The organism is Allorhizobium paknamense, assembly GCF_030815125.1.
In the GTDB taxonomy this organism is placed as follows: domain Bacteria; phylum Pseudomonadota; class Alphaproteobacteria; order Rhizobiales; family Rhizobiaceae; genus Allorhizobium; species Allorhizobium paknamense.
Genome location: NZ_JAUSWH010000001.1, coordinates 192,231 through 219,229 on the forward strand (window position 1 = coordinate 192,231; position 26,999 = coordinate 219,229).

The 26,999-nt window shown below is 59.8% G+C and carries 24 protein-coding genes; 10 read left to right on the forward strand and 14 right to left on the reverse strand.

Annotated elements, in window-relative coordinates:
- Positions 1-119: 119 nt before the first annotated feature.
- The 4 genes from ccoS to ccoG are packed head-to-tail and all read right to left on the reverse strand — an operon-like array spanning position 120 to position 4,640.
- A complete protein-coding gene (gene ccoS, locus QO005_RS00880; protein ID WP_307156088.1) occupies positions 120-275 on the reverse strand; it encodes a cbb3-type cytochrome oxidase assembly protein CcoS in 156 nt (51 codons plus the stop codon).
- Positions 272-2,557: a cation-translocating P-type ATPase gene (locus QO005_RS00885; RefSeq protein WP_307156089.1), complete on the reverse strand. Its 2,286-nt coding sequence runs from the start codon at positions 2,555-2,557 to the stop codon at positions 272-274. The genes ccoS and QO005_RS00885 overlap by 4 nt, the downstream gene beginning before the upstream one ends.
- Positions 2,557-3,048, reverse strand: a complete 492-nt coding sequence (locus QO005_RS00890) for a FixH family protein (protein ID WP_307156090.1) — start codon at positions 3,046-3,048, stop codon at positions 2,557-2,559. The genes QO005_RS00885 and QO005_RS00890 overlap by 1 nt, the downstream gene beginning before the upstream one ends.
- Positions 3,045-4,640 carry a cytochrome c oxidase accessory protein CcoG gene (gene ccoG, locus QO005_RS00895; protein WP_307156091.1) on the reverse strand — a complete coding sequence of 532 codons (1,596 nt, stop codon included), beginning with the start codon at positions 4,638-4,640 and terminating at the stop codon, positions 3,045-3,047. Before ccoG ends, QO005_RS00890 begins: the two co-directional genes overlap by 4 nt.
- Positions 4,641-4,886: 246 nt before the next feature.
- Here ccoG and QO005_RS00900 point away from each other — a divergent pair, with 246 nt between their 5' ends.
- Complete coding sequence (locus QO005_RS00900; protein WP_307156092.1) at positions 4,887-6,167, forward strand: membrane dipeptidase; 1,281 nt, start codon at positions 4,887-4,889, stop codon at positions 6,165-6,167.
- Positions 6,168-6,199: 32 nt separating this feature from the next.
- On the opposite strand, the gene ccoP is transcribed toward QO005_RS00900, so the two are convergent.
- Genes ccoP through ccoN form a run of 4 tightly spaced genes read right to left on the reverse strand, consistent with a single transcriptional unit; the run spans position 6,200 to position 9,623 of the window.
- A complete protein-coding gene (gene ccoP / locus QO005_RS00905; RefSeq protein WP_307156093.1) occupies positions 6,200-7,063 on the reverse strand; it encodes a cytochrome-c oxidase, cbb3-type subunit III in 864 nt (287 codons plus the stop codon).
- A 2-nt stretch (positions 7,064-7,065) separates the two neighbouring features.
- Positions 7,066-7,227: a cbb3-type cytochrome c oxidase subunit 3 gene (locus QO005_RS00910; protein WP_307156094.1), complete on the reverse strand. Its 162-nt coding sequence runs from the start codon at positions 7,225-7,227 to the stop codon at positions 7,066-7,068.
- Positions 7,228-7,236: 9 nt separating this feature from the next.
- Positions 7,237-7,968 carry a cytochrome-c oxidase, cbb3-type subunit II gene (gene ccoO / locus QO005_RS00915; protein ID WP_307156095.1) on the reverse strand — a complete coding sequence of 244 codons (732 nt, stop codon included), beginning with the start codon at positions 7,966-7,968 and terminating at the stop codon, positions 7,237-7,239.
- Between the two features lie 14 nt (positions 7,969-7,982).
- Positions 7,983-9,623: a cytochrome-c oxidase, cbb3-type subunit I gene (gene ccoN, locus QO005_RS00920; RefSeq protein WP_307156096.1), complete on the reverse strand. Its 1,641-nt coding sequence runs from the start codon at positions 9,621-9,623 to the stop codon at positions 7,983-7,985.
- Between the two features lie 262 nt (positions 9,624-9,885).
- Here ccoN and QO005_RS00925 point away from each other — a divergent pair, with 262 nt between their 5' ends.
- Complete coding sequence (locus QO005_RS00925; RefSeq protein ID WP_307156097.1) at positions 9,886-10,407, forward strand: hemerythrin domain-containing protein; 522 nt, start codon at positions 9,886-9,888, stop codon at positions 10,405-10,407.
- Between the two features lie 214 nt (positions 10,408-10,621).
- Here QO005_RS00925 and QO005_RS00930 read toward each other — a convergent pair whose 3' ends face one another.
- The 4 genes from QO005_RS00930 to rpiA all read right to left on the reverse strand — a co-directional run bounded on the left by QO005_RS00930 (position 10,622) and on the right by rpiA (position 15,064).
- A complete protein-coding gene (locus QO005_RS00930; RefSeq protein ID WP_307156098.1) occupies positions 10,622-11,998 on the reverse strand; it encodes a class II 3-deoxy-7-phosphoheptulonate synthase in 1,377 nt (458 codons plus the stop codon).
- Between the two features lie 129 nt (positions 11,999-12,127).
- Positions 12,128-13,516, reverse strand: coding sequence for a glutathione-disulfide reductase (gene gor, locus QO005_RS00935; protein ID WP_307156099.1), 1,389 nt, complete (start codon positions 13,514-13,516; stop codon positions 12,128-12,130).
- Between the two features lie 261 nt (positions 13,517-13,777).
- Positions 13,778-14,350 carry a DUF2059 domain-containing protein gene (locus tag QO005_RS00940; RefSeq protein WP_307156100.1) on the reverse strand — a complete coding sequence of 191 codons (573 nt, stop codon included), beginning with the start codon at positions 14,348-14,350 and terminating at the stop codon, positions 13,778-13,780.
- A 15-nt stretch (positions 14,351-14,365) separates the two neighbouring features.
- Entirely contained in the window at positions 14,366-15,064 is a 699-nt protein-coding gene (gene rpiA, locus QO005_RS00945) for a ribose-5-phosphate isomerase RpiA (protein WP_307156101.1), read from the reverse strand.
- 175 nt (positions 15,065-15,239) lie between these two features.
- Between rpiA and gph the strand changes: the two genes are divergently transcribed.
- Entirely contained in the window at positions 15,240-15,917 is a 678-nt protein-coding gene (gene gph, locus QO005_RS00950; protein ID WP_370877976.1) for a phosphoglycolate phosphatase, read from the forward strand.
- A 159-nt stretch (positions 15,918-16,076) separates the two neighbouring features.
- Here gph and QO005_RS00955 read toward each other — a convergent pair whose 3' ends face one another.
- Positions 16,077-17,936, reverse strand: coding sequence for a L,D-transpeptidase family protein (locus QO005_RS00955; RefSeq protein ID WP_370877977.1), 1,860 nt, complete (start codon positions 17,934-17,936; stop codon positions 16,077-16,079).
- 454 nt (positions 17,937-18,390) lie between these two features.
- Here QO005_RS00955 and fumC point away from each other — a divergent pair, with 454 nt between their 5' ends.
- From fumC to QO005_RS00970, 3 genes are all read left to right on the forward strand, one after another.
- Positions 18,391-19,782: a class II fumarate hydratase gene (fumC, locus tag QO005_RS00960; protein WP_307156103.1), complete on the forward strand. Its 1,392-nt coding sequence runs from the start codon at positions 18,391-18,393 to the stop codon at positions 19,780-19,782.
- 115 nt (positions 19,783-19,897) lie between these two features.
- Positions 19,898-21,502, forward strand: coding sequence for a fumarate hydratase (locus QO005_RS00965; protein ID WP_307156104.1), 1,605 nt, complete (start codon positions 19,898-19,900; stop codon positions 21,500-21,502).
- 471 nt (positions 21,503-21,973) lie between these two features.
- Entirely contained in the window at positions 21,974-23,041 is a 1,068-nt protein-coding gene (locus tag QO005_RS00970; RefSeq protein ID WP_307156105.1) for a GGDEF domain-containing protein, read from the forward strand.
- 167 nt (positions 23,042-23,208) lie between these two features.
- On the opposite strand, the gene QO005_RS00975 is transcribed toward QO005_RS00970, so the two are convergent.
- Entirely contained in the window at positions 23,209-23,565 is a 357-nt protein-coding gene (locus tag QO005_RS00975) for a gamma-butyrobetaine hydroxylase family protein (RefSeq protein ID WP_307156107.1), read from the reverse strand.
- A 319-nt stretch (positions 23,566-23,884) separates the two neighbouring features.
- Between QO005_RS00975 and moaA the strand changes: the two genes are divergently transcribed.
- The 4 genes from moaA (at position 23,885) to mobB (ending at position 26,999) form a co-directional block, all read left to right on the forward strand.
- Complete coding sequence (moaA, locus tag QO005_RS00980) at positions 23,885-24,874, forward strand: GTP 3',8-cyclase MoaA (RefSeq protein WP_307156568.1); 990 nt, start codon at positions 23,885-23,887, stop codon at positions 24,872-24,874.
- Between the two features lie 93 nt (positions 24,875-24,967).
- Positions 24,968-25,870, forward strand: coding sequence for a DMT family transporter (locus QO005_RS00985; RefSeq protein ID WP_307156108.1), 903 nt, complete (start codon positions 24,968-24,970; stop codon positions 25,868-25,870).
- The gene (gene mobA, locus QO005_RS00990; RefSeq protein WP_307156109.1) at positions 25,867-26,478 is read left to right on the forward strand and encodes a molybdenum cofactor guanylyltransferase MobA; all 612 of its coding nucleotides are present in this window, start codon (positions 25,867-25,869) and stop codon (positions 26,476-26,478) included. The genes QO005_RS00985 and mobA overlap by 4 nt, the downstream gene beginning before the upstream one ends.
- On the forward strand, positions 26,475-26,999 hold the full coding sequence (mobB, locus tag QO005_RS00995; protein WP_307156111.1) for a molybdopterin-guanine dinucleotide biosynthesis protein B: 525 nt from the start codon (positions 26,475-26,477) through the stop codon (positions 26,997-26,999). The genes mobA and mobB overlap by 4 nt, the downstream gene beginning before the upstream one ends.

Sequence of the window (26,999 nt, forward strand, 5' to 3'; positions counted from 1 at the left end):
ATGCCTGTTTTGGCACTCCTCGGTGGAGTGGGCAAGTGCAACAACAATTGGCAGGCAGACAAATTTTTCAAGGCTTCCCCCCTTGAACTGCCTATAAAAACGTTTGAACTGCCCGATAATCAGGCAGAAGGGTGCTCATCATCATCGGTGATCACCCGCCAGGCCGCGCCTTCCAGGTCATCATACTGGCCGCTTTTCAGCGACCAGAGAAAGGCGAAAAGCCCGAGTCCACCCATGAAAAGCGCAATGGGAATGAGGTAGATCAGCATGTTCATGCGGCAAGCCTCGGCTGGCGCTGGGGTTGGAGGGGCGCGGCGGTGGCGGCATTTTTCCTGCGTTCCGCAAGACCGAAAGCGTTCAGCCTCAGCGCATTGGCCACCACGATCATCGAGGAAGTGGACATGGCGACGGCGGCAATCAGCGGAGTGGCATAGCCCAGCAGGGCAATCGGCACGGCAATGACATTATAGCCGATGGCGAGCACGAAGTTTTCGCGGATCAGCCGTCCGGCCCGACGCGACATGTCGATGGCGAAGGGCACCGCCTCCAGGCCGTCATGCATGAACACGAAATCCGCCGCCTGCCGCCCCACATCCGCCGCCGTGGCGGGGGCCATGGACACATGTGCCGCAGCCAGAGCGGGGGCATCGTTGATACCGTCGCCCACCATCAGCAGCTTGCATCCGGCGCCGGTCGCCTCCGCACAGAAACGCGCCTTGTCAGCGGGAGACAGTTCGGCCTCCGCCCGGGCGAGCCCCAGCCGCTCGGCCAGAGCCCGCACCACAGCGGCCCTGTCACCGGAAAGCACGGCAAGCCGCAGCCCCTTGGCTTTCAAAGACGCCACCGCCTGTTCGGCACCGGGACGAAGACTGTCTTCAAAACGGAAGGCAGCCATGAAACGCCCGTTCAATGACAGAACCACCTCTGACAAAGCCGCATTCTTGAGCTCCACCACATCGCCGTTACAGGCAAAGCTGCGGCTGCCGAGCCGGAACACACCTTCGGAACTCACAGCCTCGACACCCGCGCCGGGAATTTCCCGCACCTCCTCAAAACTGCGCCCACCGCCAATGGCTTCATAAAGCGCCAGCGACAGCGGGTGGCGTGACGCGGCGGCAAGACCGGCTGCAATGGCGCGGGTCTTCTCCGTTGCGCCCTGGGTCTCCACCAGACGCGGACGGCCAAGGGTGAGCGTGCCGGTCTTGTCGAAGGCGATGGAATCGATCTCCGCCAGCCGCTCCATGGCCGATCCGTCCTTGACCATGATGCCGTTGCGGAAGAGGCGGCCCGCCGCCACCACCTGCACCACCGGCACCGCCAGCCCCAGCGCACAGGGGCAGGTGATGATCAACACGGCAATCGCCACCAGCATGGCATGTTTCCAGTCACCATCATAAAGCCCCCAGGAGAAGAAGGCGGTAATGGCAAGAAGATGCACGGCGGGGGAATAGAACTGCGCGGCACGGTCGGCAATGCGCCGATAGCGCGCCCTTCCCCCTTCGGCAGCCTCCATCAGCCGCACCACTTCCGCCAGAAAGGAATTGCGCGCCTCAGCCCGTGCTTCCAGCGTCAGCGCCCCGGTCAGGTTCAGCGTGCCGCCCTGCACGGCATCACCCGCCTTGACCGGATGCGGCGTGCTCTCCCCATTGACGATGGAGCGATCCAGATCGCTCGCGCCGAACAGAACCACGCCATCCACCGGCACCCGTTCACCGGCGGCAAGGGCAATCCGGTCGCCCACCTTCAGATCATCCACCAGCCGGTATTCGCGGCTGCCATCCGGCAGGATGACGGTTGCGCCGCGCGGATTGAGCCGGGCAAGACCGCTGATAGCAGACCGCGCCCGGTCGCGCATCATATGGTCCAGCGCCCGGCCGATGAGCAGGAAGAAGAGCAGCGAGGCCGTGGCATCGAAATAGGCATGCTCGCCGTGATGGATCGTCTCCCACAGCGAGGAGCCGTAGGACATGGTAATGCCGATGGCGATCGGCACATCCATGTTGGTGCGCCCGTGACGCAGCACGCTCCAGGCGGATTGATAGAAGAAGCGGCCGGCATAGATGAGCGCCGGTGCGGCGATCAGCGCGGAAATCCAGTGAAAGAGATCGCGCGTGCTGGCATCCGCGCCGGACCAGACGGAGACGGAAAGCAACATGATGTTCGTTGCCGCAAAACCCGAAACCGCAACGGCACGGATCAGTTGCTTCAGCAGCGCATCGGAATGCTCCTCGTCGGGACTGAAAAGATGGCAACCATAGCCGGTATTCACGATGGCCCGGGCGAGATCTTGCGGGTCGAACCCCTCCTTCTCCCGCCAGACCACCGAGACCCGGCGGGTGGAGAGGTTGACGCGCGCCCGCTCCACGGCGGGCACCGCCTTCAGCGCCGCCTCCAGACTGGTGATGCAGGTGCCGCAATAGACCCCCGGAACGCTGAAATCGATCTGGCTGAGCCCATTGCCCAGCGCGCGGCTGGACAGGCGGATCTCCTCGACAGAAGGCAGTGACGAGCGCGCCATTTCAAGGGCGCTTTCGGTGCCGGGCGCGCAGCAGCTCATTATTTTTCCTCCAGAACCGCCATGCGGTTGGCTTCATGCATGACCATCTGGCCATCGCGAAGCGCGATGATTTCATAGATCCAGTGACCGGAACCCATTTCATGCCGGGCCACGAAATGCCCCGGCCCTTCCGCCTGTAGCTCGATGCTGAAATCCTGCGCAGTGCCGACGGGCCGCTTGAAATTCGCCGTTACCTTATCGGCGATCACCGGCCCCTTGCCCGGAATATCCAGATCATAGACGATCAGCCCCTTATTCACGCTCATCCGGCCCTCGACGCCGCTATCGAGAATGGCGCGGATGCGGGCCGTGGTATCGTTGAACTGCTGGCTGGCGACATAGGTGTTTTCCACCACGATGCCGCTCCAACTATGGGTGGCGTAATAGGCCATGGTGAAGTTCACGGCGATGATCACACCGAAGAAGCTGCAGATGGTGGCCAGCATGTGCCAGCCGGTGAAGACGAAGGGTTTTTCGGTATTCGCGCTCATTTCCTGCCTCCACGGCCCTGCTCCGGACCATTGAACGTGGCCTTGTAGATTGCCTGCTCGCCCGATTGCGGATCCCTGGCGATAAAGCGGAAGCTTTCGGCCCGCTCCACCACGGCTTCACCGGGCAGCGTGACGTAAACCTTGAGGGTGGTCGCCTCATCCGGCTCGACGGAGACGATGAAGGCGCGCCCCGGTTCTTCCTGCATGCCATTCACCTTCATCACCGCCTGCGGCAGGCCATCGAGGGTGACGGTGATGTCGCGCGGCGCGGGGATCATGTTGAGCAGGCGCAGCGTATAGCCGTTGCGGATCGAACCGCTGGATTCCAGCACATATTGCGGATTGCGGTCGTGCAGAACGTTTATTTCCAGCCGCTCGCGGGTCAGCAGCGCCACCAGCATGGCAATGCCCACCGCCGACCAGACGCCGAGGTAAAGCAGCGACCGGGGCCGGAAAATCACCCGCCAGTCGAAATGGCGCACCTGATCCACGAAACCGCCATCGGCCTTGCGCACGCGCTGCGGATCAATCGGTCCAGCACCATTATCGGTCGCGAGCGCCATGTTGCTCTGGTATTCGGCAAGGGTCGCATAGGCGATCAGACCGCGCGGCTTGCCCAGCTTGTCCATCACACCATCGCAGGCATCGATGCACAGCGCGCAGGTGATGCATTCGAGCTGCTGACCGTCGCGAATATCGATGCCCATGGGACAGACGACGACGCAGGCATTGCAATCGACGCAATCCCCCACCGCCTGCCCCGCCGCCGCTGCCTTCTTGGCATGGCGCGAGCGCGGCTCGCCGCGCCAGTCGTTATAGGTCACAACCAGCGAATTCTCATCCAGCATCGCGCCCTGAATGCGCGGCCAGGGGCACATGTAGATGCAGACCTGTTCGCGCATCAGTCCGCCGAACAGATAGGTGGTGGCGGTGAGGATGGCGATGGTCATATAGGCCACGGGCGCGGCCTCGCCCGTCACCACCTCCTTCAGAAGGCTCGGGGCATCGGCAAAATAGAAGATCCAGGCCCCGCCCGTCAGCACGCCAATCACCAGCCAGACGGCGTGCTTGACCACCCGCTTGCGCAGCTTGTCGAAGCTCCAGGGCGCGGTGTCGAGCTTGATGCGGGCATTGCGGTCGCCCTCGATGAAGCGCTCCACCACCAGGAAGAGATCGGTCCACACGGTTTGCGGACAGGTGTAACCACACCACGCCCGGCCCACCGCAGAGGTGATGAGAAACAGCCCGAACCCCGCCATGACCAGAAGGCCCGCGACAAAGAAGAATTCCTGCGGCCAGATCTCGATGAAGAAGAAATAGAAGCGGCGATGCGCCAGATCGATCAGCACCGCCTGATCCGGCGCATAAGCACCGCGATCCCAGCGGATCCAGGGCGTGAGGTAATAAATCCCGAGCGTGACGGCCATGACCAGCCATTTGAACTGGCGAAACTGACCGCTGGCACGCTTGGGAAAGATCTTCTTGCGTGCCTCATAAAGAGGCTTTCTGACCTTTGCAGAGTTTACGGGCTGCACATCCGCCCGCTCGATCACGGGCAGATCAGCTGGATCGCTAGGGTTTTGGTTCTTCATCGGGGCCTGACCTCATGCTTCAGGCTCCCTTTTCTCCCGGACAGGACAAAGACACCTTGACTTAAATCAAGCAGCGGCGAAGCGCCGCAAGATTGCCCCCGGAAAAAGCCGGAGACCCCAGGAAAGCAAAACCTACCATCAAAAGTGGCACGACTTTTGCTTTTAAGCTATGAACACCACTGTGTGGAGACGGCTTAATAGATTATTTTAATTGAATTTTTCTCAAATTTTGGATTGGGGGCAATCATGACAAAGCAGCAGGCGACCGCCCGCACAAGGGCAATGCGCGACGATTATCTCGAAAAAGTCCATGCAAAAGCCTATCCCATCGATACGCATCTCGATTCACTCTATCTCAGCTGGCTTGGGGATTACGATTTCTGGAAGGGCGACTGGAAGCCCCGCGCCGAGCCGCTGAGCTTGAAACTGATCAAGAAGACCACCCCGAAGGGCCAGAACAAGCCGATCTGCGAACATGTGAGCGGGCCGGATTTTCTGGCCGGCGGCTATGGCGGCGCCTGTTTCAGCGCCCATGCGCTCTGGGAAAACCTCCTGCCCGCCTTCCTGCTCGACCCTTGGGAAAACTGGAAGGAGCATCAGCGCTATGTCGCGCGGATCATAGCCGAAAGCCGGGGCCTGCTGCGGCTGACGACGACACCGCAGCAGGTGAGCGAGGCAAAGGCGGAAGGGGTGAGAAGCGTCATTCTCGCCGTGGAAGGCGCGCATGTGCTGGGCGGCTATGGCCGCAAAAGCGAAGCGCTGCGGCTGGAGCGCCTTGCACAGATTGCCCGGGAAGGGGCTGCTTACATTACCCTGAACCACTTCAGCCATACGGACATCTGCAAGACCGGTTACAAGCCGATGAACCCCTGGCGTCTTGGCGCCGATGGCCTTTCCGCCTTCGGCAGCCGCTTCGTGGAGCGCTGCATCGATCTGGGGCTGATGATCGATGTTTCCCATAGTTGCAGCAAGGCCGTCATTGAGGTCGCTGAGCTTTGCAAGCGGCGGGGCGCACCGCTGCTCGCCTCGCATGCCGCCGCCCGCAGCGTCACAGCAGCCGGTGAGAAACGCTGGTCCTGGCATCTGTCACGCGGTTTCTCCGACGACGCCGTGCGCGCCATCGTGGAAACCGGCGGCACGATCAGCGTGATCCTCTCCCCCTATTTCCTGAAGCACAGCCGCCTGCCCAATGGACAGCCCGACCGCGACGCTGATCTGGCCTTCGTGGTGCATTATTACGAGCGGCTTGCCGATCTCATCGCCTCCATGGGCATCACGGATGACCCGTGGAACCATCTCTCTTTCGGCAGCGATTTCGATGGCGGCATTTGCAGCATTCCCACCGGCATGCAGAGCGGCGCGGATCTGCGCAATTTCACCCGCGCCATGCTGGAGGCAGGCTGGCCGGAGGAGCGGATCTGCAAGGTCTATAGCGGCAATTTCCTGCGCGTCTGGCGGGCAGCGAAGGAACTGACGCACAAAACGAAAAAGGCCCCGGCCTTGCAGCCGGAGCCTGAAATGGCTTGAGGTGATTGGCTGCGGTATCCGCAGCCAGCCCTTTATTCACCGCCACCAAGCGAGTGGACGTAAACCGCCAGTTCCTTGACGGTGGTATCGCCGAGGCGGGCCGACCATGCAGGCATGACGCCATGCTTGGGATGGGCCACCTGCTGGGCAATCTCGGTTTCGCCCTTCACCTTCAGCCAGATGGCATCGGCAAGGTTGGGAGCGCCGACATCGCGGTTGCCCTCTGCCTTTTCACCATGGCAGGCCACGCAATTGGCCTGGAAAACCGCCTTGCCCGGCTCCACCAGCGCCGCATTGGAAGGCGTGCCGGTGAGGCTGACCACGTAGGCCGCGACCTGACGGATTTCTTCCGGCTTCAGGATCTCGGCAAATGCCGGCATTTCGGAGGTCCGGGTTTCCGGATCGCTGGTGTAACGAATGCCGTGTTGCAGCGTGGTGTAGATGGCGTCGATATCACCACCCCACAGCCAATCATCGTCATTGAGGTTGGGATAGCCGGGGCCGCCCGCTGCACCGGAGCCGTGGCAGGGCGTGCAATTGACCTTGAAGGCCGCAGCACCGCCGGACAGGGCAAACTGGGTCAGCTCCTTGTCGGCCAGAATATCCTTCACCGGCAGCGCGGCAATCCTGTCGGTAAACACGGCCTGCGCCTTCTTGGCGGCGGCCACTTCTTCCGTCACGGCCGCACGGTTGGTATAGCCCAGCAGGCCCTTGGTATTGCTGGTCAGCGTGGGCCAGGCCGGATAGACCACGGTATAGCCGATGGCCCAGACGATGGTGGCGTAGAAGGTATAGACCCACCAGCGCGGCATGGGATTGTTCAGTTCGCGGATACCGTCCCATTCATGGCCGGTGGTTTCGACGCCGCTGATTTCGTCAATATGTTTTTCCGACATGATTAGTCCTCCCTCAGAGGGATGCTGGCGGCTTCATCGGCGTTTTTCTTGCCGCCGGGCCGCAAGGCGAAGATGACTGCGCCGATGAAGAACAGGGTCATGGCCAGCAGACCCCAGCTATCGGCGAAATGGCGCATGGCCGTGTAGATTTCGGTTCCTTCCATGGCCGCACCTCACCGATAGCCTGTTGCGTCGTCATACTTGGTGAAGTCCACCAGCGTGCCGAGCATCTGCAGATAGGCGATCAGCGCGTCCATTTCGGTGACGCGGGTGGGATCACCGTCGAAATCGCCGGTCTTGGCCTTGGGATAGCGTGCCAGCAGACCCGCCGTATCGGCATTCGGATCAGCCTGCGCCATCAGATCGGCCTTGGCGTTGTCGATCATCTCCTGGCTATAGGGCACGCCCACTTCACTGTTCACCTTCAGGTCCATGGAGACATTGGTGATCTTCAGCGGCGTTTCCTTGAGGAAGGCGTATTTCGGCATGATCGATTCTGGCACCACGGAACGCGGATCGCTCAGGTGCTGCACATGCCATTCGTTCGAGTAACGGTCACCGACGCGGGCAAGGTCAGGCCCTGTCCGCTTCGAACCCCACTGGAACGGATGGTCGTACATGCTTTCCGCCGCCAGCGAGTAGTGACCGTAGCGCTCCACCTCGTCGCGGAACGGACGGATCATCTGGCTGTGGCAGAGGTAGCAGCCTTCGCGGATGTAGATGTCCCTGCCCGCCAGTTCCAGCGGGCTGTAAGGGCGCATGCCCTCCACCTTTTCAATGGTGTTCTGAAGGTAGAAAAGCGGTGCGATTTCCACGATACCGCCGATCGTCACGACCAGCAGCGAGCCGAGAAAGAGAAGGCTGGCGTTCTTTTCAAGGATCTGGTGTTTGTCAAGAATGGACATGGAAGCCCTCCTTCTTATTCGGCAGGCTGGACATGAGCCGGAATGACAGCACCCGGAATGGGAGCCTCAACCCGCTGATGGCCACGAATGGTCATGAAGATGTTCCAGGCCATGATCAAACCGCCGGCCAGGTACATCGCCCCGCCCAGCGTGCGCAGCACGTAATAGGGGAACATGGCAGCGACGACTTCGGCGAAGGAATAGACCAGGAAGCCCTGATTATCGTATTCGCGCCACATCAGGCCCTGCTGGATACCGGCAACCCACATGACGGCGGCGTAGACGACGATGCCGAGGGTGGCGAGCCAGAAGTGCCAGTTGACCAGCCGCAGCGAATAGAGCCGTTCACGGTGCCACAGCTTCGGCGTCAGGTAGTAGACGGCACCGAAGGTGATCATGCCGACCCAGCCGAGCGCACCGGAGTGAACGTGACCGATGGTCCATTCGGTATAGTGGCTGAGCGAGTTGACGGCCTTGATCGACATCATCGGGCCTTCGAAGGTGGACATGCCGTAGAAGGCGATGGCAATGACCATCATGCGGATGATCGGGTCGGTGCGGATCTTGTCCCAGGCGCCCGAAAGCGTCATCAGGCCGTTGATCATGCCGCCCCAGGAGGGCATCCACAGCATGATCGAGAAGACCATGCCCAGCGTCTGCGCCCAATCCGGCAGGGCGGTGTAATGCAGGTGGTGCGGACCGGCCCAGATATACATGAAGATCAGGGCCCAGAAGTGGATGATCGACAGGCGGTAGGAATAGACCGGACGGCCAGCCTGCTTCGGCACGAAATAGTACATCATGCCCAGGAAGCCTGCGGTGAGGAAGAAGCCCACGGCATTGTGGCCATACCACCATTGCGTCAACGCATCCTGTACGCCGGAGAAGGCCGAATAGCTCTTCACGCCAAGGAAGGAGACCGGGATCGCCAGGTTGTTGACGATATGCAGCATGGCAATCGTGACGATGAAGGCGAGGTAGAACCAGTTGGCCACATAGATATGCGGCTCCTTGCGGGTCAGGATCGTGCCCATGAAGGCAACGAGATAGCCGACCCAGACGATGGTGAGGAACAGGTCCACATACCATTCCGGCTCGGCATATTCGCGGCCCTGGGTAATGCCCAGCAGATAGCCGGTGGCGGCCATGACGATGAACAGGTTATAACCCCAGAACACAAACCAGCCGAGGGTGCCGCCAAACAGGCGCTGCCGACATGTGCGCTGTACCACGTAAAAGGAGGTGGCGATCAGCGCGTTGCCGCCAAAGGCGAAGATAACGCCCGAGGTGTGCAGCGGCCGAAGGCGGCCGAAGTTGAACCAGGGCGCAACATTGAGATCGGGAAAAGCGAGCTGGGCAGCAATCAGCACACCCACCAGAAAGCCAACCACACCCCAGAAGACCGTGGCGATGACGCCGTAGCGGATCGGATCATCGAAATATTCGGATTTGGAAACCGCGGCCTGACGCTCGCCGCTGACCACGGCCAGCGGTGCGAACTTGATATGCCGCAGCATGAAAACCGTGCCGGCCAGCAGCACGAAGAAGGCCACCCACATATGGGCGGCAAAAAGGCTGTCATAGGCGAAACCCGCCCCGAGCAGCGCGGCGAAGGCCAGAACGGCCAGCACCAGGGTCTCGAAAGTGTAGTTCATTGTTGGCATCCCCCAACGCTTGGTGTGCGAGAGCGGAGAGTCCCCGCGTCGTTGCTGGTGTGCCACCGGGAAGCGCAAGGAGCCTTGATTTAAATCAATGCATTTCAGCGGGCTCGGAACGATACAGGACAACAAGGGAAAGAAGCGTCTGTTGCAGCAGGCCTCCTTTTCCCAACCTTGGGAACGCAATCAAAAATTGCATAAACTTCCCGAAACCATCGCCAGTAAAGGCCGGCTTTCGGCTGACCGTTGGAGACGCAGGATGCAACGCAACGCCAATAGCATGAACGACAATAGCCAGAATTCTCCGCTGACTTTTGCTGCCCCTGCTTGCGAGGGTGGGCTGGAATGGCTGGCGCGCGCGCATGACGAACAACTGGCGCTGTGTCGCGAGCTTGAGGAAATCGCCGACTCGCTGCCTGCAAACGTCAACCGGCAAAAATGTATCTATGCCGCCAAGGCCTTAGGGCCGCTCATTCAGGGCGCGCACCATTACGAGGAGACCGTGCTTTTTGCCGGGCTGGAGCGCAGCAATGGCGGCAACCAGACCCTTCAGGACACGCTGAACCGCCTGAAATTCGAGCATTGCGAAGACGAGTGCTTCGCCGAGGAACTCACCGATGCGCTCTTGAAACTGGGCAGTGGCGATCAGGTGAACGTGGAGGCCGTAGGCTATATGCTGCGCGGCTTTTTCGAAGGCCTGCGCCGCCACATCGCTTTCGAGCGCGAGCATCTTCTGTCCGGTCTTCAGCAAAATGCACTGGACGGAACCGGAGGCAAGTAACGCCTCCACGCTTCAAGATGCCAAAATTGACAAAGCCGTGCGGTGTTGCCACCGCACGGCTTTTCGTCATTCCATAGCCGGATGAAGCTCCGGTTTAGAGCATAATCCGACCGGAGTGAAACGAGGATCGACAAAATTATGCTTCAAAAATAAAAGGTTAGAGCGCCGATGTGATTCAATCAGATCGGCGCTCTAAAGGCTATGTTTGCAGCTGTTAAGCCGAAGCAACCTTCATCTGCTTTTCTTCACGCCCACCCTTCATGCGCTCGGCCAGAAGGAAGGCCAGTTCCAGCGCCTGATCGGCATTGAGGCGCGGGTCGCAATGGGTGTGGTAGCGGTCGTGCAGATCCTCGGCGGAGAGCGCGCGCGCACCGCCGGTGCACTCCGTCACGTCCTTGCCGGTCATCTCGATATGGATGCCGCCCGGGTGAGAGCCTTCGGCGCGATGGATCTGGAAGAAGCTTTCCACTTCCGACAGAACCCGTTCGAACGGACGGGTCTTGTAGTTGTTGAGCGTGATCGTGTTGCCATGCATGGGATCGCAGGACCATACGACCTTGCGCCCTTCCCGCTCCACAGCGCGAATGAGGCGCGGCAGATGGTCGGCCACCCTGTCATGACCGAAACGGCAGATCAGCGTCAGACGGCCCGCTTCGTTGGCAGGGTTCAGAATGTCGATCAGGCTCAGCAGATCGTCTGCCTGCAGCGACGGGCCACATTTCAGACCAATCGGATTCTTGATGCCGCGGCAATATTCCACATGGGCGTGATCGGCCTGACGGGTACGGTCGCCGATCCAGATCATGTGACCGGAGGTGGCGTACCAGTCGCCCGAGGTGGAATCGACGCGGGTCAGCGCTTCTTCATAGCCCAGAAGCAGCGCTTCATGGCTGGTGAAGAAGTCCGTTTCGCGCAGGCTCGGATTGTTTTCCGATGTAATGCCAATGGCCTTCATGAAGTCCATGGTTTCGGAAATCCGGTCGGCCAGTTTGCGGTAGCGGTCCGCCTGCGGGCTGTCCTTGACGAAGCCGAGCATCCACTGATGCACGTTTTCCAGGTTGGCATAGCCACCCATGGCGAAGGCGCGCAAAAGGTTCAGCGTCGCAGCCGACTGGCGGTAGGCCATGAGCTGACGATGCGGATTGGGAATACGCGCCTCCGGCGTGAATTCGATGCCGTTGATGATGTCGCCGCGGTAGCTCGGCAGTTCCACGCCGTCCAGCTTCTCGAAATCCGAGGAGCGCGGCTTGGCGAACTGACCGGCGATGCGACCAACCTTCACCACCGGCTGCTGGGCGCCGAAGGTCAGCACGACAGCCATTTGCAGGAAGGCGCGGAAGAAGTCGCGGATCGTATCGGCACCGTGTTCGGCAAAGCTTTCGGCGCAATCGCCGCCCTGCAGCAGGAAGCCGTTGCCTTCCGCCACATTGGCCAGCGCCTTCTTCAGGCGGCGGGCTTCACCGGCAAAAACGAGGGGCGGATAAGAGGCGAGCTTCTGCTCCGCCGTCTTCAACTCCTCCAGATCCGGATAGGCCGGAACCTGCTTGATAGGCTTTTGCCTCCAGCTGTTCGGTGTCCAATTCTGCGCCATCGTCTTCACCCGATAATAACGCGGCCGCACAACGGCCGCTTTTGAATGGCGGGCTTATAAACTCTTAACAGGCGCTTGGAAAGCAGAAGTTTCGCGCCTGAAACGCGAAGGCCGAAAGACTTTTTCCGGTTACACACGCTCGCCGTTCTTGATGCGATAGCTCGGGCTATACATCGTCACCAGTTCTTCCGCTGCCGTCGGATGCACGGCCATGGTCCGGTCAAAATCATCCTTGGTGCAGCCCGCTTTCAGCGTAATGCCGAGAAGCTGCGCCATCTCGCCCGCATCATGGCCAAGAATATGCGCGCCAACCACTTTCCGGTCCGCGCTGTTGACGATCAGCTTCATGATCATCTTTTCCGCCCGCCCGGACAGCGTTGCCTTCATCGGCCGGAATTCCGCCCGATAGACCTCGACATCGGTGAATTTTTTCGCAGCTTCTTCCTCACTGAGGCCAACCGTGCCGATTTCCGGCTGGGAAAACACCGCCGTCGCGATCAGATCATGATCGGGAGAGGTCGGATTTCCCTTGTATTCGGTCTCGATGAAGCACATGGCCTCGTGGATTGCCACAGGCGTCAACTGCACCCGGTCGGTGACGTCGCCAAGGGCAAAGATGCTCGGCACATTGGTGCGGGAATAGGCATCGACAATGATGGCGCCTCGCTGATCGGTGGCAACGCCCGCCGCATCCAGTCCAAGACCGGTGGTGTTGGGATCGCGCCCCAGCGCCAGCATGATCTGGTCGGCGGAAAGCTGGCCATTATTCCTGGTCTGGGCAACCAGCCCGCCAGCGGCCGTCTTTTCCACCTTCTCCAGGACATCCGAGCAGATAATACGAATGCCTTTCTCCTCCATGGCCTTGTGCAGGCCCCGGCGCAGATCGCCATCGAAACGGGATAGGATTTCGGCACCGCGATAGATCAGGGTGGTATCCACCCCCAGCCCATGGAAGATATTGGCAAATTCCACGGCGATATAGCCACCGCCGGCAATGACGATGGAGCGCGGCAGCGCTTCCAGATGAAAAGCCTCGTTGGAGGAAATGCACAACTCATGACCCGGCAGCGAGGCATGCGGATTGGGGGCGCCGCCGACGGCGATGACGATCCGCTCCGCCGTCACCTCCCTGCCCGTCTTGACGATGCGCACACTATTCGGCCCCGTTAACTCGGCCCGGCTTTCGATGATCTCACCACCGGCATTTTCGACGCCACGCCGGTAGAGCCCCTCAAGACGGGCAATCTCCTGATCCTTGGCGGCAATCAGCGCTTTCCAGTCGAAGCGGCTTTCACCGACCGTCCAGCCGAAGCCTGCCGCATCCTCGAAATGCTCATGATATTGCGAGGCATAGACGAAGAGCTTTTTCGGCACGCAGCCGCGGATGACGCAGGTGCCACCAAAGCGGTATTCCTCGGCAATCGCCACCCGCTTGCCCATGGCCGCCGCAAGGCGGGCGCTGCGCACGCCGCCGGAACCACCACCGATAACGAAGAGATCATAATCGAAAGACGCCATGGGAACTCCGGGATAAAAAGGGAAAGCGACGCGAGGAAGAACCACCCTCCCTATATAGGATGGCTTCGGCATTTTCATCGACAGCGAGCCGGAAGGCAGGACAAAAAAGAAAAGCCCGGACGAACCAGGCTTTTCCGAATTTAGAGCGCTTTTCGATCTGATTGAATCAGATCGGCGCTCTAACATTTTATTTTTGAAGCATAATTTTATCGATCCTCGTTTCACTCCGGTCGAATTATGCTCTAACGTTGCTTCAAGCCATCAGGGCTTGGGGGCCGGTGCCGGGGCAGCCGGAGCATCGGCGGCAGGCATCTTGGCATCCTTCAGCTGTGCGCCGGCAATCTTGGTCAGGGCGTCATTGGTGTTCTTTTCCAGGTCGCGGGCAATGCCGGCGGCCCAGATATCGGCAGCCTTGCCAAGTTCGCGATTGGCCACCGGCTGATCCTTGAGCAGCTTCTTTCCGGCGGGGCTGTTGAAGAAGGCGGAGATCTGCTTCAGCTCATCCTCGGTGAAGGCCTTGGCGTAAACCACAGCCGCTTCCTTTTCCAGATCGCCACGGCGCGAGGCCAGCGCAATCGCCTGCTGGTCCACCGTCTTGTTGATCTGGTCCTGCAGGTTCGGATAGCCCTGAATGAGCTGGCCCTTCAGCTGCGCTGCAAGGTTGGGCAGGATATTGTCAAAGATGTTGGTGACGCCGAGCGAGGTGATCGCAGCCCGAGCGGCCTGCACCTGAGCATCCGAAACATCCTGGGCCTTTGCTGCCGGACCCGCCAGAAGCGATGCTGCAACCATGACACCGGCGGCCATGCGGCCGAACGCTTGATATTTCTTCATAAACTCATGCTCCTGTTAACGAAGGGGCTCGACCACGCGCGCGCCCGCCGGACCGGCGACAACGGCAAGCGAAGCCATGCCAATGAACAACCCGTGCTCCACGACACCGGGAATCGCGTGTAATGCTGCTGAAAGGGCCACTGCATCAGGAATGCGGCCAAAAGAAGCATCGATGATGTAATGCCCGCCATCCGTCCGCAACACCTCGTCGCCCGCCTTGCGCAACGCGACGCTGCCGGAAAGGCCAAGTCTGGATGCCGCCTTTTCGATGGCGATGCGGGTGGCAACCGCGCCGAAACTGTTGATTTCGATGGGCAGCGGAAAGGCGCCCAAGGTTTCAACGACCTTGGTTTCGTCGGCAATGACAATCATGCGGCTGGAGGCAGCCGCCACGATCTTCTCCCGCAGCAGGGCGGCTCCACCGCCCTTCACCAGGGTCAGATGCGCGTCAAGCTCATCCGCGCCGTCGATGGTGAGATCGAGTTCCGGCATTTCATCGAGGGATTTCAGCGGCACCCCCAGCTCGACACAGAGGCGGGCCGTGCGCTCCGATGTCGGCACGCCTTGAATCTGGAAGCCGTTCGCCACTTTTTCGGCCAGCAAACGCACGAATTCTTCCGCTGTCGAGCCCGTGCCGATGCCAAGCCGCATCCCGTCCTCGACGTAAGACAAGGCGGTCTCCGCTGCCTTGATCTTCATCTGGCGAACATCCATGCCCTATCCCCTGTCTGTCAGACCGTCACCCGGTCGTGCCTGCTCTTACACGTCCCGCACGACAAACAAAAGCCCCTTCATGGCCATTGCACGGTGCAAGCGGCATTGCATTTTACCCTTTCGCCCCCTACCCCTATGCAGGCGCCCTGCCCTGAAAACCGATAGACAAAAAGAGATGCGCGTGACCAAGCCGGTTATCATATTCGATCTCGACGGCACCCTCGTCGATACCGCTCCCGACCTGATGGCGAGCCTCAACCACACCATCGCCGCCCGCGACCTTGAGCCCGTCACCTATGACGATCTGACCCATCTGGTCGGCCAGGGCGCACGGATGATGATCGAGCGCGCCTTCCGGCTGCGCGGCCAGAGCGTGAGCGATGAGGAAATGCCTGACCTGATGAACCGCTTCATCGCCCATTACGGGGCGAATATGCCGGGTGACAGCAAGCCCTATCCCGGCCTTGTGCAGGCGCTCGACCGGCTGAAGGCGGCAGATTTCACCCTTGCGGTCTGCACCAACAAGCTTGAGGGCCTCGCCCGCACCTTGCTAGACGGCCTTGGCCTCACCCATTATTTCGCGGCCATTACCGGCGGCGACACCTTCACCATGCGCAAGCCCGACGCGGGACACATTCTGGGCACGCTGGAACGGGCCGGAGCCGCAGGCGCCCCGGCGCTGATGGTGGGCGATAGCGTCAATGACATCCTTGCCGCAAAAAATGCCGGAATTCCCTCGATTGCCGTGCCCTTCGGCTATTCGGACGAGGATATCCACACGCTGGGCGCAACACTGGTCATTTCGCATTTCGACGAACTGACCGTGCCACTGGCTGAGCGGCTACTGGCCTAGAGCATTTCCAGGGAAAGTGGAAACCGGTTTTCCGTCCGGAAATGCGTAGAAACAAAGATTTAGAGCGTTTCATTGTTTCCGTGAAACAATGAAACGCTCTAAATACAAAGAAAAAGCCCGGAAAACCGGGCTTTTTCTTAGCTCTTAAACGATCCCGCCTCAGCTTTGGGCGGCACGGGCTTCCGAAGTCGTAACGAAGGCCTTGCGTGTGGCTTCATCACGGCCATAGACGTCGTCGTAATAGCGCACCACGCCATCCTTATCCGGCCATGCGGTGAAATAGGCCACATAGACCGGGAATTTCTGCGGCACCTGCACGGCGCGGTTCTGTCCGGATGCGATCTGCTGGTTGATGTCATCCACGGTGGTGCCCATGACGGCAGCGGCCATGACGCGCGGCTCGGCCAGACGCACACAACCATGGCTCAGTGCCCGCATGTCACGTTTGAAGAAGCTCTTGGCCGGCGTATCGTGCATGTAGATGGCATGCGCGTTGGGGAAGAGGATCTTCAGATCGCCCAGCGCATTGTCGCTGCTCGGCGGCTGGCGCACATCCACATCCGGATTGCTGTTCCAGTCGAGCTGCGAGGAGGACACCTTGCGGCCCTTATAGCTCACCTCATAACCCAGCCGGTCCAGATAGCTCGGATCCTGCCGCAGCTTCGGCATGAACTCGTTGACGATGATGGACCGCGGCACGCCCCAATAGGGGTTGAATTCCACCGTCTGGATCATGTTCTGGAAGAAGAAGGTCTGGTGCTGCGGCGAGCCCACAACCACCTTCATGGCCAGCTGCTGCTGGTGGTCATTGATGTAATAGGCCTCGAAAGCGGGCTGGTTGATGAAGACATAGCGCGGGCCGAGATCGGCGGGCAGCCAGCGCATCTGCTCCATGGCCACGACCAGCTTTTCGATCTTCTCGGCATTGCTATGGCCAACCATGGTGCGGATGGTTGCATTGCCCACCACGCCATCGGCCTTCAGGCCCCGCTCCTTCTGATAGCCTTCCACGAGAGCCACCAGTTCCGGCGTATAATCCTGGCTGCCGGTATAATTGGTCAGCGTCAGCGCGTGCTCGGTCTTCAGCGCATCGCTGCCATAGGCCTTTACGCCCGCAATGATGTTCGGCAGTTCGGCACTGGTATCGCCGGGCTTTACCAGCGTTTTCGGCGCAATCCGCACAGGCTGCTGCTGTTCCTGCTTATCTTCGTTCAGAAGCTTCTGCAGTTCCGCCTTCAGGGCGGCAAACTGGGCGTTGTTCGGATCGCGGCCACGCAGATAAGCGGCAACGTCCGGGCTGGTGCGGACCATGTCCAGCACCGGCGTCAGATTAACGGCCTTGCGCTTGAAATCGTGATAGCCGGAGAGCTTGTTGGGGTCGATACGGCCGCGGGTCGTGTCCTGCACATAAGTGAGGAGCTTGGCTGAAAGCGCCAGTTCGAACTTCATCAACTCGACACGGCGGGCATCCGCCGAAAGGCCGTCCAGCCCCTCGGGAGCCTTGACCGCGTAATCGGCAGGCTCCAGCCCCACCGTATCGGCGGCGGCCAGCGCGTCGATTGCCTGCTTGGCCTTGTCGGTCGGACCGGCATCGGTCGTCCAGATCAACGCGCCCTTGTTGTTGTAATAGGTCTCCACTGCCTGGGCGACGTCCGGCGTGGCCGAAACCTTGACCTGCGACATCGCTAGCTGCGCCTGGGCAATATCGTGATCGGTGCCGAAAACCGGGATCGGCGTTTCCGGCGCCTTGATCACGATCGGACGCTGGGCTTCGGCCTTGTAGGTGTAATATTTCGGAGCAGAAACCTTGGGCAAGGGCTCCGGATCCGCCAATTGCTGCGGCGGGATCACCTCCTGCGGCGGAGCCTGGCGCTTCTGGGCGGCAGGACCGCCGCGCAGAAGATCCATCAGCGTGGTGGCGCTTGCCTGCTGCGGCAGGCCCGCCACCAGTGTCGCGCTTGTCAGGAGGGCGGCGACCAGCGCCCTGTGAAACTTGGCTTTATGCAACTGCTTCCCCATTCAGAAAGACCGTGGGCAGACTCGGAATAAAATGTCCGCATTCATTGCCGGTTCCCTTAATGTGCTTCGCCTTTCACTGGCAATGCACATTTAAGGCATGTTTCGTCCTCTGCCCTTTTCAGTGGTTGGGCGTGATATCTGCACAACACACCCATGATACGCCCCATCGCGCCGGAACGCCTTGCCGGGGCGTGACAACGATCCCCAAAGGGACCCATCGCATTTCAAGCTAACGCCCTACATATAGTTAACGCCCGTCAACTTTAACGGAGAAACCGGTTAAGGATTAGTAACCATGACGCCGCGATCTGCATCAAACTTTGATGACATCTGCGCGATCTGACGGTGTTTGACCCTGAGGAAAAAACATGTATCACATACTCATGTTTTATCGGGGTAGCTTGAAACCATCCCCTTTGAGTGCCTTGCACGCAATGACTGAATTGAGGACATCATGACCGCCACCCGCACCGAAACCGATACCTTCGGCCCCATCGACGTTGCCAGCGACCGCTATTGGGGCGCGCAGGCCCAGCGTTCGCTCGGAAACTTCAAGATCGGCTGGGAAAAACAACCTTTGCCGGTGGTGCGTGCGCTTGGCATCGTCAAGCAGGCGGCGGCACGCGCCAACATGGCGCTGGGTGTGCTGGATCCCGCATTGGGCGAGGCTATCATAAAGGCTGCGCAGGAGGTGATCGAGGGCAAGCTCAACGACCATTTCCCGCTGGTGGTCTGGCAGACCGGGTCCGGCACGCAATCCAACATGAACGCCAATGAAGTCATCTCCAACCGCGCCATTGAAATGCTGGGCGGCGTGATGGGCTCCAAGAAGCCCGTCCATCCCAATGATCACGTCAATATGAGCCAGTCGTCCAACGACACCTATCCCACCGCCATGCATATCGCGGCGGCGGAACATGTGGTGCATCACCTCATTCCGGGCCTCAAGCACCTGCATGAAGCCCTGGATGCCAAGGCGAAAGCCTTCGCCCATATCATCAAGATCGGCCGCACCCATACGCAGGATGCAACACCCTTGACGCTGGGGCAGGAATTTTCCGGCTATGCCGCCCAGGTCGCCTCCGCCATCAAGCGGATCGAATTGACCCTGCCCGGCCTTTACGAACTGGCGCAAGGGGGCACCGCCGTCGGCACCGGCTTGAACGCACCGGTCGGCTTTGCCGAAAAGGTGGCGGAAGAAATCTCCAAGATCACCGGCCTGCCCTTCGTCACGGCTCCCAACAAATTCGAAGCGCTGGCCGCCCATGATGCCATGGTCTTTGCCCATGGCGCCATCAATGCCGCCGCCGCCGCCTGCTTCAAGATCGCCAACGATATCCGCTTCCTCGGTTCCGGCCCCCGCGCCGGTCTCGGCGAGCTGGCGCTGCCGGAAAACGAACCCGGCTCCTCGATCATGCCCGGCAAGGTCAACCCGACCCAATCGGAGGCCATGACCCAGGTCTGCGCCCATATCTTCGGCAATCAGGCGGCCATTACCTTTGCGGGCAGCCAGGGCCATTTCGAGCTGAATGTCTATAACCCGATGATGGCCTATAACTTCCTGCAATCCGTGCAGTTGTTGGGCGACGCCGCCGTCTCCTTCACGGATAATTGCGTGGTGGGCATCGAGGCCCGCGAAGACAATATCAGGAAGGGCGTCGAAAATTCGCTGATGCTGGTGACGGCACTGAACAGCAAACTCGGCTACGACATCTGCGCCAAGATCGCCAAGACCGCCCACAAGAACGGTACGACGCTGCGCGAGGAAGCCGTGGGCGGCGGCTATCTGACCAATGAGGAATTCGACCAGTATGTGCGGCCCGAACTGATGATCGGACCGAAGTGATTGTTGCGGCGCAAATGTTGCGCCGCAAACTCCACTTTAGAATCATTTGCAAACAGCCCTTCGCGGGACTAACGAAAACCGGAATGCACTCCCTTCCGGCATGAAAGGTCCCGCGATGGCTGATGATCTCTTTCCTCTCGGCAAAGACACGACTCCTTACCGCAAGCTCACCTCGGATTACGTCTCGGTCGAAACCTTCAAAGGTCAGGAAATTCTGACCGTCGATCCTGAGGGCCTGCGGCTTCTGGCCGAGACCGCGCTCTCCGATATCAACCACCTGCTACGCCCCGGCCATCTCAAGCAACTGGCCTCCATTCTGGAAGACCCGGAAGCGACCGACAATGACCGCTTCGTGGCCTATGACCTCTTGAAGAACGCCAATATTGCCGCGGGCGGTATTTTGCCGATGTGCCAGGATACCGGCACCGCCATCGTCATGGGCAAGAAGGGCCGCCGGGTCTGGACCGAGGGCGGCGATTACGAGGCGCTCGCCAAGGGGGTTCGCGATGCTTACGAAAAGCGCAACCTGCGCTATTCGCAGCTGGCGCCCTTGAAGATGTTCGAGGAAAAGAACACCAAGACCAATCTGCCCGCCCAGATCGACCTTTATGAAGAAGGCGAGGACGCCTACAAATTCCTCTTCATGGCCAAGGGCGGCGGTTCGGCCAACAAGACCTTCCTCTATCAGGGCACGCCTTCGCTTCTGACCCATGACCGGATGATCGATTTCCTCAAGGACAAGATCCTGTCGCTCGGCACGGCGGCCTGTCCCCCCTATCATCTTGCCATCGTCATCGGCGGACTGTCGGCGGAGATGAACCTGAAGACGGTAAAGCTCGCCTCCGCCCGCTATCTGGACGACCTGCCCACCGAAGGCTCCGAATCCGGCCACGCTTTCCGCGACCTGGAGATGGAGCAGGAAATTCACAAGCTCACCCAGTCGCTCGGCGTCGGCGCGCAGTTCGGCGGCAAGTATTTCTGTCATGACGTGCGCGTCATCCGCCTGCCCCGCCACGGCGCATCGCTGCCGATCGGTCTCGGTGTCTCCTGTTCCGCCGACCGCCAGGCCAAGGGCAAGATCACCAAGGATGGCATTTTCATCGAGCAGCTTGAAACCGATCCGTCGAAATACATGCCCGATATCGATGAAAGCGCGCTTTCCTCCTCCGTGGTCAGGATCGACCTGAACCAGCCGATGAGCGCCATCCTGGCCGAACTGACCAAACATCCCGTCAAGACGCGGCTGTCGCTGACCGGTACGATCATCGTGGCGCGCGACCTGGCGCATGCGAAGATCCGCGAGCGGCTGGAAAAGGGCGAAGGCATGCCCGATTACATGAAGAACCATCCGGTTTATTACGCTGGCCCCGCCAAGACACCGGAAGGTTTCGCCTCCGGCTCCTTCGGTCCGACAACGGCTGGCCGCATGGACAGCTATGTCGATCAGTTCCAATCCTTCGGCGGATCCATGGTCATGCTGGCCAAGGGCAACCGGTCGCGTGCCGTGCGTGAGGCCTGCAAGACCCATGGCGGCTTCTACCTCGGCTCCATCGGCGGCCCGGCAGCCCGTCTGGCGCAGGACTGCATTCGCAAGGTCGAGGTGCTGGAATATCCGGAGCTTGGCATGGAAGCCGTCTGGAAGATCGAAGTGGAAGACTTCCCCGCCTTCATCGTCACCGACGACAAAGGCAACGACTTCTTCCAGGAGTTCAATCTCTGATCTGAGGCACGTACCCGGCGATCTACCAGAGCGAGGGCATGCTTTGTCCTCGCTCTTTTTTTGAGATATCCACAACCGGATCATAAAATTTTTACGCAGTTTATTAAGAGATTTTCGGTTGCATAAGGTAGAAAACATCTCTTTAAGTTGCTAGTCTTTACCGTAAAAGCTGTATTGCCGATTACGCGAAGAAACTAAAAAAGTAAATTTCCCTATAAAAATATACCAGCATCAACCGGATACACCCAATAATGTGCAGCGAGATACCCCTTGCACGGCGTGTAAAACCGTTCAAAAATGCAGATATGAATTTCACTCAGCTTTCGGCGTGGGTGTGGCAACCGCAGAAAAATCAATCCACTAGCAGAATAGCGAAAATATATCGTAAAATATATGCTTCCGCTTTAAGCGTTTGAACACTATTTTTGCATAAGGCTCTATCAAAATATGACGAAAAGAGTGGGGCACGTCATGAGCACGGTAGCGACGCCAAAGGCGCAAAGTGCCGACATCGCAGCACAGATTACCTTTGCCATGCGCTCCATGGGCCTGCCGCCCATTCCCCGCAATTACGAGTTGTTCTATGAGGCCTATATCGGCTCCAACCCGGCGCTGACGCGCAGGCTGAACGCGCTCGGCAGCCGAACCACCCAGGAAGAGCTGGACGAAATCGCCGTTCAATTCGGCCTGCACAGCTCGGAAAAGATCATCGAAAGCGCGCATTCGCGGCTGGCATCGGAGCTGGAAAGCCTGCTGCACCTTTTGAAGAAGGAGCAGGACTCGCTGGAGACCTATAGCAAGATTCTCGGTGAGACCTATTCCCGTATCGATGCCAAGAATGTGGCGAGCGTCGATATCATCCGCAACGCCATCACCATCCTCTCCCGCGCCACGGGCGACACCATGGCCCATGGGGAAAAGACGGCGGAAAGCGTCAGCCAGAAATCCCAGGAAATGGACGCCGTGCGCCGGGAACTGGATGAGTACAAGCGCATCGCCAACACGGATTCGCTGACGCGGCTGGCAAACCGCCGCGCTTTCGATGAAAAGCTTGCCGCCCTGTTCAGCCATTCCGTCGGCCTTGCCTCGACGGCGCTGATCCTGATCGACATCGATCACTTCAAGAAGATCAATGACAGTTTCGGTCATCCCGTCGGCGACAAGATCCTCGCAACCGTGGCCGGCGTCATTCGCAACAATGTGCATCTCGATGCCTTTGTGGCTCGCACCGGCGGTGAAGAATTCGCGGTCATCCTGGAAGGCATTTCGGCACATGAGGTGCAGATGCTGTGTGAGCGCATCCGTATCAGCCTGGAACAAACGCCTTTCCGCAATTCGCGAACGGGATTCAATTACGGCCCCGTCACCGTTTCGCTCGGCTTTGCCATGGCCGCGGACTGCGAGGACGGCAACGAACTCTACAGCCGCAGCGATCTGGCGCTTTATTGCGCCAAGAATTCCGGACGCAATTGCAGCCGCCTCTTCGAAGCGGGCATGCAGAAGGAATTCAGCAAAAGCTGGCTGATCTACCGCCGGTGAGACGGTTCAAAGTTGACCCCGGAACGGGCTGTTCCCGTCACTCATACCAAGGCTCGAAGATGCTTACGCATCCTCGCCTTGAAGGGATTTCGAATATCTCAATTGCGTCAGAGGCTTGAGATATTCGAAAAAGGAATACGAAGAGTCATTTTCAATGACTCTTCGTATCAGTCCCGGCTCAAGCCCTTTTCAGCCAATTCCTTCTCATAGGCGGCGAATTTTTCCGTGCCCGTCTCGCCAAGTTCACGCAGATAGGTCCAGGTGAAAATGCCGCTGTCATGGCCGTCATCGAAGGCGAGACGGACGGCATAGTTGCCGGTGGGCGCGGCGGCGCGAATAGCCACATGGCGCTTGCCCGGTACGGTGATCTTCTGCCCCGGCCCATGCCCCTGCACTTCCGCCGAAGGCGAAAGCACGCGCAGCATTTCCGCGCTCAACGGAAAGCTCTGCCCGTCATCGAAGGTGATGGTGAGGCTGCGGCGATCCTGTGAAATGCGGATTTCCGTGGGCCAAGCGTCTTGCATCAGCAGCAATCCCGATCCTGTCTGTTTCAGCTTGGGCTACTCCTCAGCTCCTCAGGATGCAACTGTTTTTCATCAATCGGCTTGACGCATGCCAATCCTCTCGCCACATAACGGGCTACTGCATAATTCCTGAAATCGGAATCGATTTCAGGAATTATGCAGCAGGTATAAAGCGCTACAGCGAACCTTTGTGCGCCATATATGGCGCACGGCGCTGTAGTGCAGGAGGTTCTCAGTGAATCAATGGTCCGGCGATCGGGGGCTTATCCCGGAGCATCAGCAGTCGCATCATCCGGCTTTGGGCGAACACCCGTCTGAAATGATCGATCCGTTTGGACGTGCGGTCACCTATCTGCGCGTTTCCGTCACGGACCGGTGTGATTTCCGCTGCACCTATTGCATGGCGGAAAACATGACCTTCCTGCCGAAAAAAGACCTGCTGACACTGGAAGAGCTGGACCGGCTCTGTTCCGCCTTCATTGCCAAGGGCGTGCGCAAGCTGCGGCTGACGGGCGGCGAACCGCTGGTGCGCAAGAATATCATGTTCCTCATAGAAAGCCTGTCGCGCCATCTCAAAAGTGGCGCACTCACGGAGCTGACGCTGACCACCAATGGCTCGCAACTGGCCCGCCATGCAAAGGATCTGGCCAAGGCCGGCGTGAAGCGCATCAACGTTTCGCTGGATACGCTCGATCCCGGCAAATTCCGCAGCATCACCCGCTGGGGCGATCTGGCGCGGGTGATGGAGGGCATAGAAGCAGCGCTGGCCGTTGGCATTCACATCAAGCTCAATGCCGTGGCGCTCAGGGATTTCAACGAGGCGGAAATCCCCGATCTCCTGCGTTTCGCCCATGGGCGCGGCATGGATCTCACCCTGATCGAAACCATGCCGATGGGAGAGATCGATGAGGACCGCACGGATCGCTACTTGCCGCTGACGGAGGTCAGGCAAAGGCTGGCCGGGCTCTTCACGCTTAAGGATATTCCCTACCGTACGGGAGGCCCTGCCCGCTACGTGACGGTGGCGGAAACCGGCGGCAAGCTGGGCTTCATCACGCCGATGACGCATAACTTTTGTGAGAGCTGCAATCGCGTTCGCCTTACCTGCACCGGTACGCTTTACATGTGTCTCGGCCAGAACGATGCCGCCGACCTGCGCTCCGCCTTGCGCGCCAGCCCGGATGACCAGCTTTTGTCAGAAGCCATCGACGAGGCCATCGGCCGCAAACCGAAGGGCCATGATTTCATTATCGACCGGCGCACCCGCCAGCCGGCCGTGGCTCGCCATATGAGCGTGACCGGCGGCTGAGAGGCTTGCCTGCCGGTTGTTTTTGCCGCAGTCTCACCCCAACCATGGGAATCGACCTTGGTTTTATAGGGGCCGATGGCTCCAGGGGATAGCATGACAGGCATGAACAACAGGAAAGGCGCGCTGTTCATGGCGGCGGCCATGGCGGGCTTTACCATTAACGACGCCATGACCAAGAGCCTGACGCATAGCCTGGGCGTGGGTCAGATCATCTTCCTTCGCGGCGCGCTGGCCTGTCTGTTCATCTATCTTCTGATGCGCGCCCAAGGCATTCGCCCATCGCTGAAACCGCTCGGCAATCCGCTGATCAGCGTGCGCGTGGCCTGTGAAATGCTTTCTTCCGTCTGCTATCTCACGGCGCTTTCCCTTATTCCGCTGGCCAATGCTGCCGCCATCCTGCAGTCCCTGCCGCTGGCCGTGACCTTTGGCGCCGCTCTGGTCTTTCGCGATCCGGTGGGCTGGCGGCGCTGGCTTGCGATCATTGCAGGCTTTGTCGGCGTGCTGATCATCATCCGGCCCGGCGCGGAGGGCTTTACCCTGCCCGCGCTCTATGTGGTGATGACTGTTTTCCTGGCCGCCACGCGCGATCTCGTCACCACGCGTATTCATGCCGATACGCCGTCCATCGTGGTGACCCTGCTGACGGCCATGGGCAACAGCGTGGCGGGCTTCGGGCTCATGGCTTATCAGGGCTGGCAACCCGTGAACCTGCCGTCCTTTGCGCTGCTGGCTGCAGCGGCACTGATGTTGATGGGGGGCTACCAGTGCATCATTCTTTCCATGCGCAGCGGCGAGATTTCCTTTATCGCCCCCTTCCGTTATTCCAGCATGCTCTGGGCCATCGGGCTCGGCTTCCTGATCTTTCATGAGGTGCCGGACCTGCCGATGTTGATCGGCATGATGATCGTCGTTGCCTCCGGCCTCTACATGTTCAGCCGGGAGAGGAAGCGTCGGACCATTATCGCCGCAACGGCGGTCACGGAAGGCGAGGCATGACGGCAGGCCCGACATTTCCCGGCGTTATTCTGGCTGGTGGCCTGTCGCGCCGCATGGGCGAGAACAAGGCCAATGTCATGCTCAGCAACAGGCCGCTGCTTCACCACATCATCGAACGGCTTCAGCCACAGGTGAGCCTGCTTGCCATCAACAGCAATATTGTACTGGAAGCGGAAGGCTATCCTCTGCTGGCCGATGATCTTCCGGACCGTCCCGGCCCTCTCGCGGGCATCGCCGCCGCCATGCGCTTTGCGGCAGGAAATGCCTGCCCCCATGTGCTGACAGCGCCCGTGGATTGCCCTTTTCTGCCCACCGATCTGGTATCGCGGCTTGCAAGCGGCCTGGAGGATGCGGAAACGATTGCCGTGGCCTCCTCCGGCGGACGGCTGCATCCGGTGGCCGCACTCTGGCCCACAGGCCTTGGAGAAACGCTGCATCGCTGGTTGAGCGAGGGCGAAAGCCGCAGGGTCACGGATTTTCTGGCCCAGCATCGGGTGGTTCCGGTAAACTTCACCCCCACATCAGCAGGCGCGCTCGATCCCTTTTTCAACATCAACACCCGGGATGACCTTGCGATAGCCGAGGCCGCTCTCACGGACGAATCATGAGACATCAGCACGTCTTTGGCATTACCGGCTGGAAGAATTCGGGCAAAACCGGACTGACCGAAAGGCTGGTGCAGGAGTTTACCGCCCGTGGCCGGACGGTCTCCACCGTCAAGCATGCCCACCATGATGTCGATATCGACCGCCCCGGCGCCGACAGCCACCGCCACCGGCAGGCCGGCGCGCGGGAGGTGGCTCTGGTGTCGGACCAGCGCTTCGCGATCATGCACGAATTGCGCGGGGCACCGGAACCGCCCTTGACGGCCATCCTCGCCCGGCTTTCCCCTTGTGATCTGGTGCTGGTGGAAGGCTACAAGCGCGAGCCGATCCCGAAAATCGAGGCCCGGCGGCTGGAGGCAAAACGCCTGACGCCGCTTGCGCCCGACGACCCGCTGATCCTCGCCATCGCCGCCGATCATGCAGTGGAAGAGACCCCGCTTCCGGTCTTTGACCTTAACGATACGGCAGGGATTGCAGACTTCATCGAAACGGTCCTGAAAACCCTGCCGCCGCTTTCGGTTTAG

What these genes read in the sequence shown, in the direction of transcription:
- ccoS (WP_307156088.1), bottom strand. Translation starts at nt 275, where the DNA reads ATGAACATGCTGATCTACCTCATTCCCATTGCGCTTTTCATGGGTGGA.
- QO005_RS00885 (WP_307156089.1), bottom strand. Translation starts at nt 2,557, where the DNA reads ATGAGCTGCTGCGCGCCCGGCACCGAAAGCGCCCTTGAAATGGCGCGC.
- QO005_RS00890 (WP_307156090.1), bottom strand. Translation starts at nt 3,048, where the DNA reads ATGAGCGCGAATACCGAAAAACCCTTCGTCTTCACCGGCTGGCACATG.
- ccoG (WP_307156091.1), bottom strand. Translation starts at nt 4,640, where the DNA reads ATGAAGAACCAAAACCCTAGCGATCCAGCTGATCTGCCCGTGATCGAG.
- QO005_RS00900 (WP_307156092.1), top strand. Translation starts at nt 4,887, where the DNA reads ATGACAAAGCAGCAGGCGACCGCCCGCACAAGGGCAATGCGCGACGAT.
- ccoP (WP_307156093.1), bottom strand. Translation starts at nt 7,063, where the DNA reads ATGTCGGAAAAACATATTGACGAAATCAGCGGCGTCGAAACCACCGGC.
- QO005_RS00910 (WP_307156094.1), bottom strand. Translation starts at nt 7,227, where the DNA reads ATGGAAGGAACCGAAATCTACACGGCCATGCGCCATTTCGCCGATAGC.
- ccoO (WP_307156095.1), bottom strand. Translation starts at nt 7,968, where the DNA reads ATGTCCATTCTTGACAAACACCAGATCCTTGAAAAGAACGCCAGCCTT.
- ccoN (WP_307156096.1), bottom strand. Translation starts at nt 9,623, where the DNA reads ATGAACTACACTTTCGAGACCCTGGTGCTGGCCGTTCTGGCCTTCGCC.
- QO005_RS00925 (WP_307156097.1), top strand. Translation starts at nt 9,886, where the DNA reads ATGCAACGCAACGCCAATAGCATGAACGACAATAGCCAGAATTCTCCG.
- QO005_RS00930 (WP_307156098.1), bottom strand. Translation starts at nt 11,998, where the DNA reads ATGGCGCAGAATTGGACACCGAACAGCTGGAGGCAAAAGCCTATCAAG.
- gor (WP_307156099.1), bottom strand. Translation starts at nt 13,516, where the DNA reads ATGGCGTCTTTCGATTATGATCTCTTCGTTATCGGTGGTGGTTCCGGC.
- QO005_RS00940 (WP_307156100.1), bottom strand. Translation starts at nt 14,350, where the DNA reads ATGAAGAAATATCAAGCGTTCGGCCGCATGGCCGCCGGTGTCATGGTT.
- rpiA (WP_307156101.1), bottom strand. Translation starts at nt 15,064, where the DNA reads ATGGATGTTCGCCAGATGAAGATCAAGGCAGCGGAGACCGCCTTGTCT.
- gph (WP_370877976.1), top strand. Translation starts at nt 15,240, where the DNA reads ATGCGCGTGACCAAGCCGGTTATCATATTCGATCTCGACGGCACCCTC.
- QO005_RS00955 (WP_370877977.1), bottom strand. Translation starts at nt 17,936, where the DNA reads ATGGGGAAGCAGTTGCATAAAGCCAAGTTTCACAGGGCGCTGGTCGCC.
- fumC (WP_307156103.1), top strand. Translation starts at nt 18,391, where the DNA reads ATGACCGCCACCCGCACCGAAACCGATACCTTCGGCCCCATCGACGTT.
- QO005_RS00965 (WP_307156104.1), top strand. Translation starts at nt 19,898, where the DNA reads ATGGCTGATGATCTCTTTCCTCTCGGCAAAGACACGACTCCTTACCGC.
- QO005_RS00970 (WP_307156105.1), top strand. Translation starts at nt 21,974, where the DNA reads ATGAGCACGGTAGCGACGCCAAAGGCGCAAAGTGCCGACATCGCAGCA.
- QO005_RS00975 (WP_307156107.1), bottom strand. Translation starts at nt 23,565, where the DNA reads ATGCAAGACGCTTGGCCCACGGAAATCCGCATTTCACAGGATCGCCGC.
- moaA (WP_307156568.1), top strand. Translation starts at nt 23,885, where the DNA reads ATGATCGATCCGTTTGGACGTGCGGTCACCTATCTGCGCGTTTCCGTC.
- QO005_RS00985 (WP_307156108.1), top strand. Translation starts at nt 24,968, where the DNA reads ATGACAGGCATGAACAACAGGAAAGGCGCGCTGTTCATGGCGGCGGCC.
- mobA (WP_307156109.1), top strand. Translation starts at nt 25,867, where the DNA reads ATGACGGCAGGCCCGACATTTCCCGGCGTTATTCTGGCTGGTGGCCTG.
- mobB (WP_307156111.1), top strand. Translation starts at nt 26,475, where the DNA reads ATGAGACATCAGCACGTCTTTGGCATTACCGGCTGGAAGAATTCGGGC.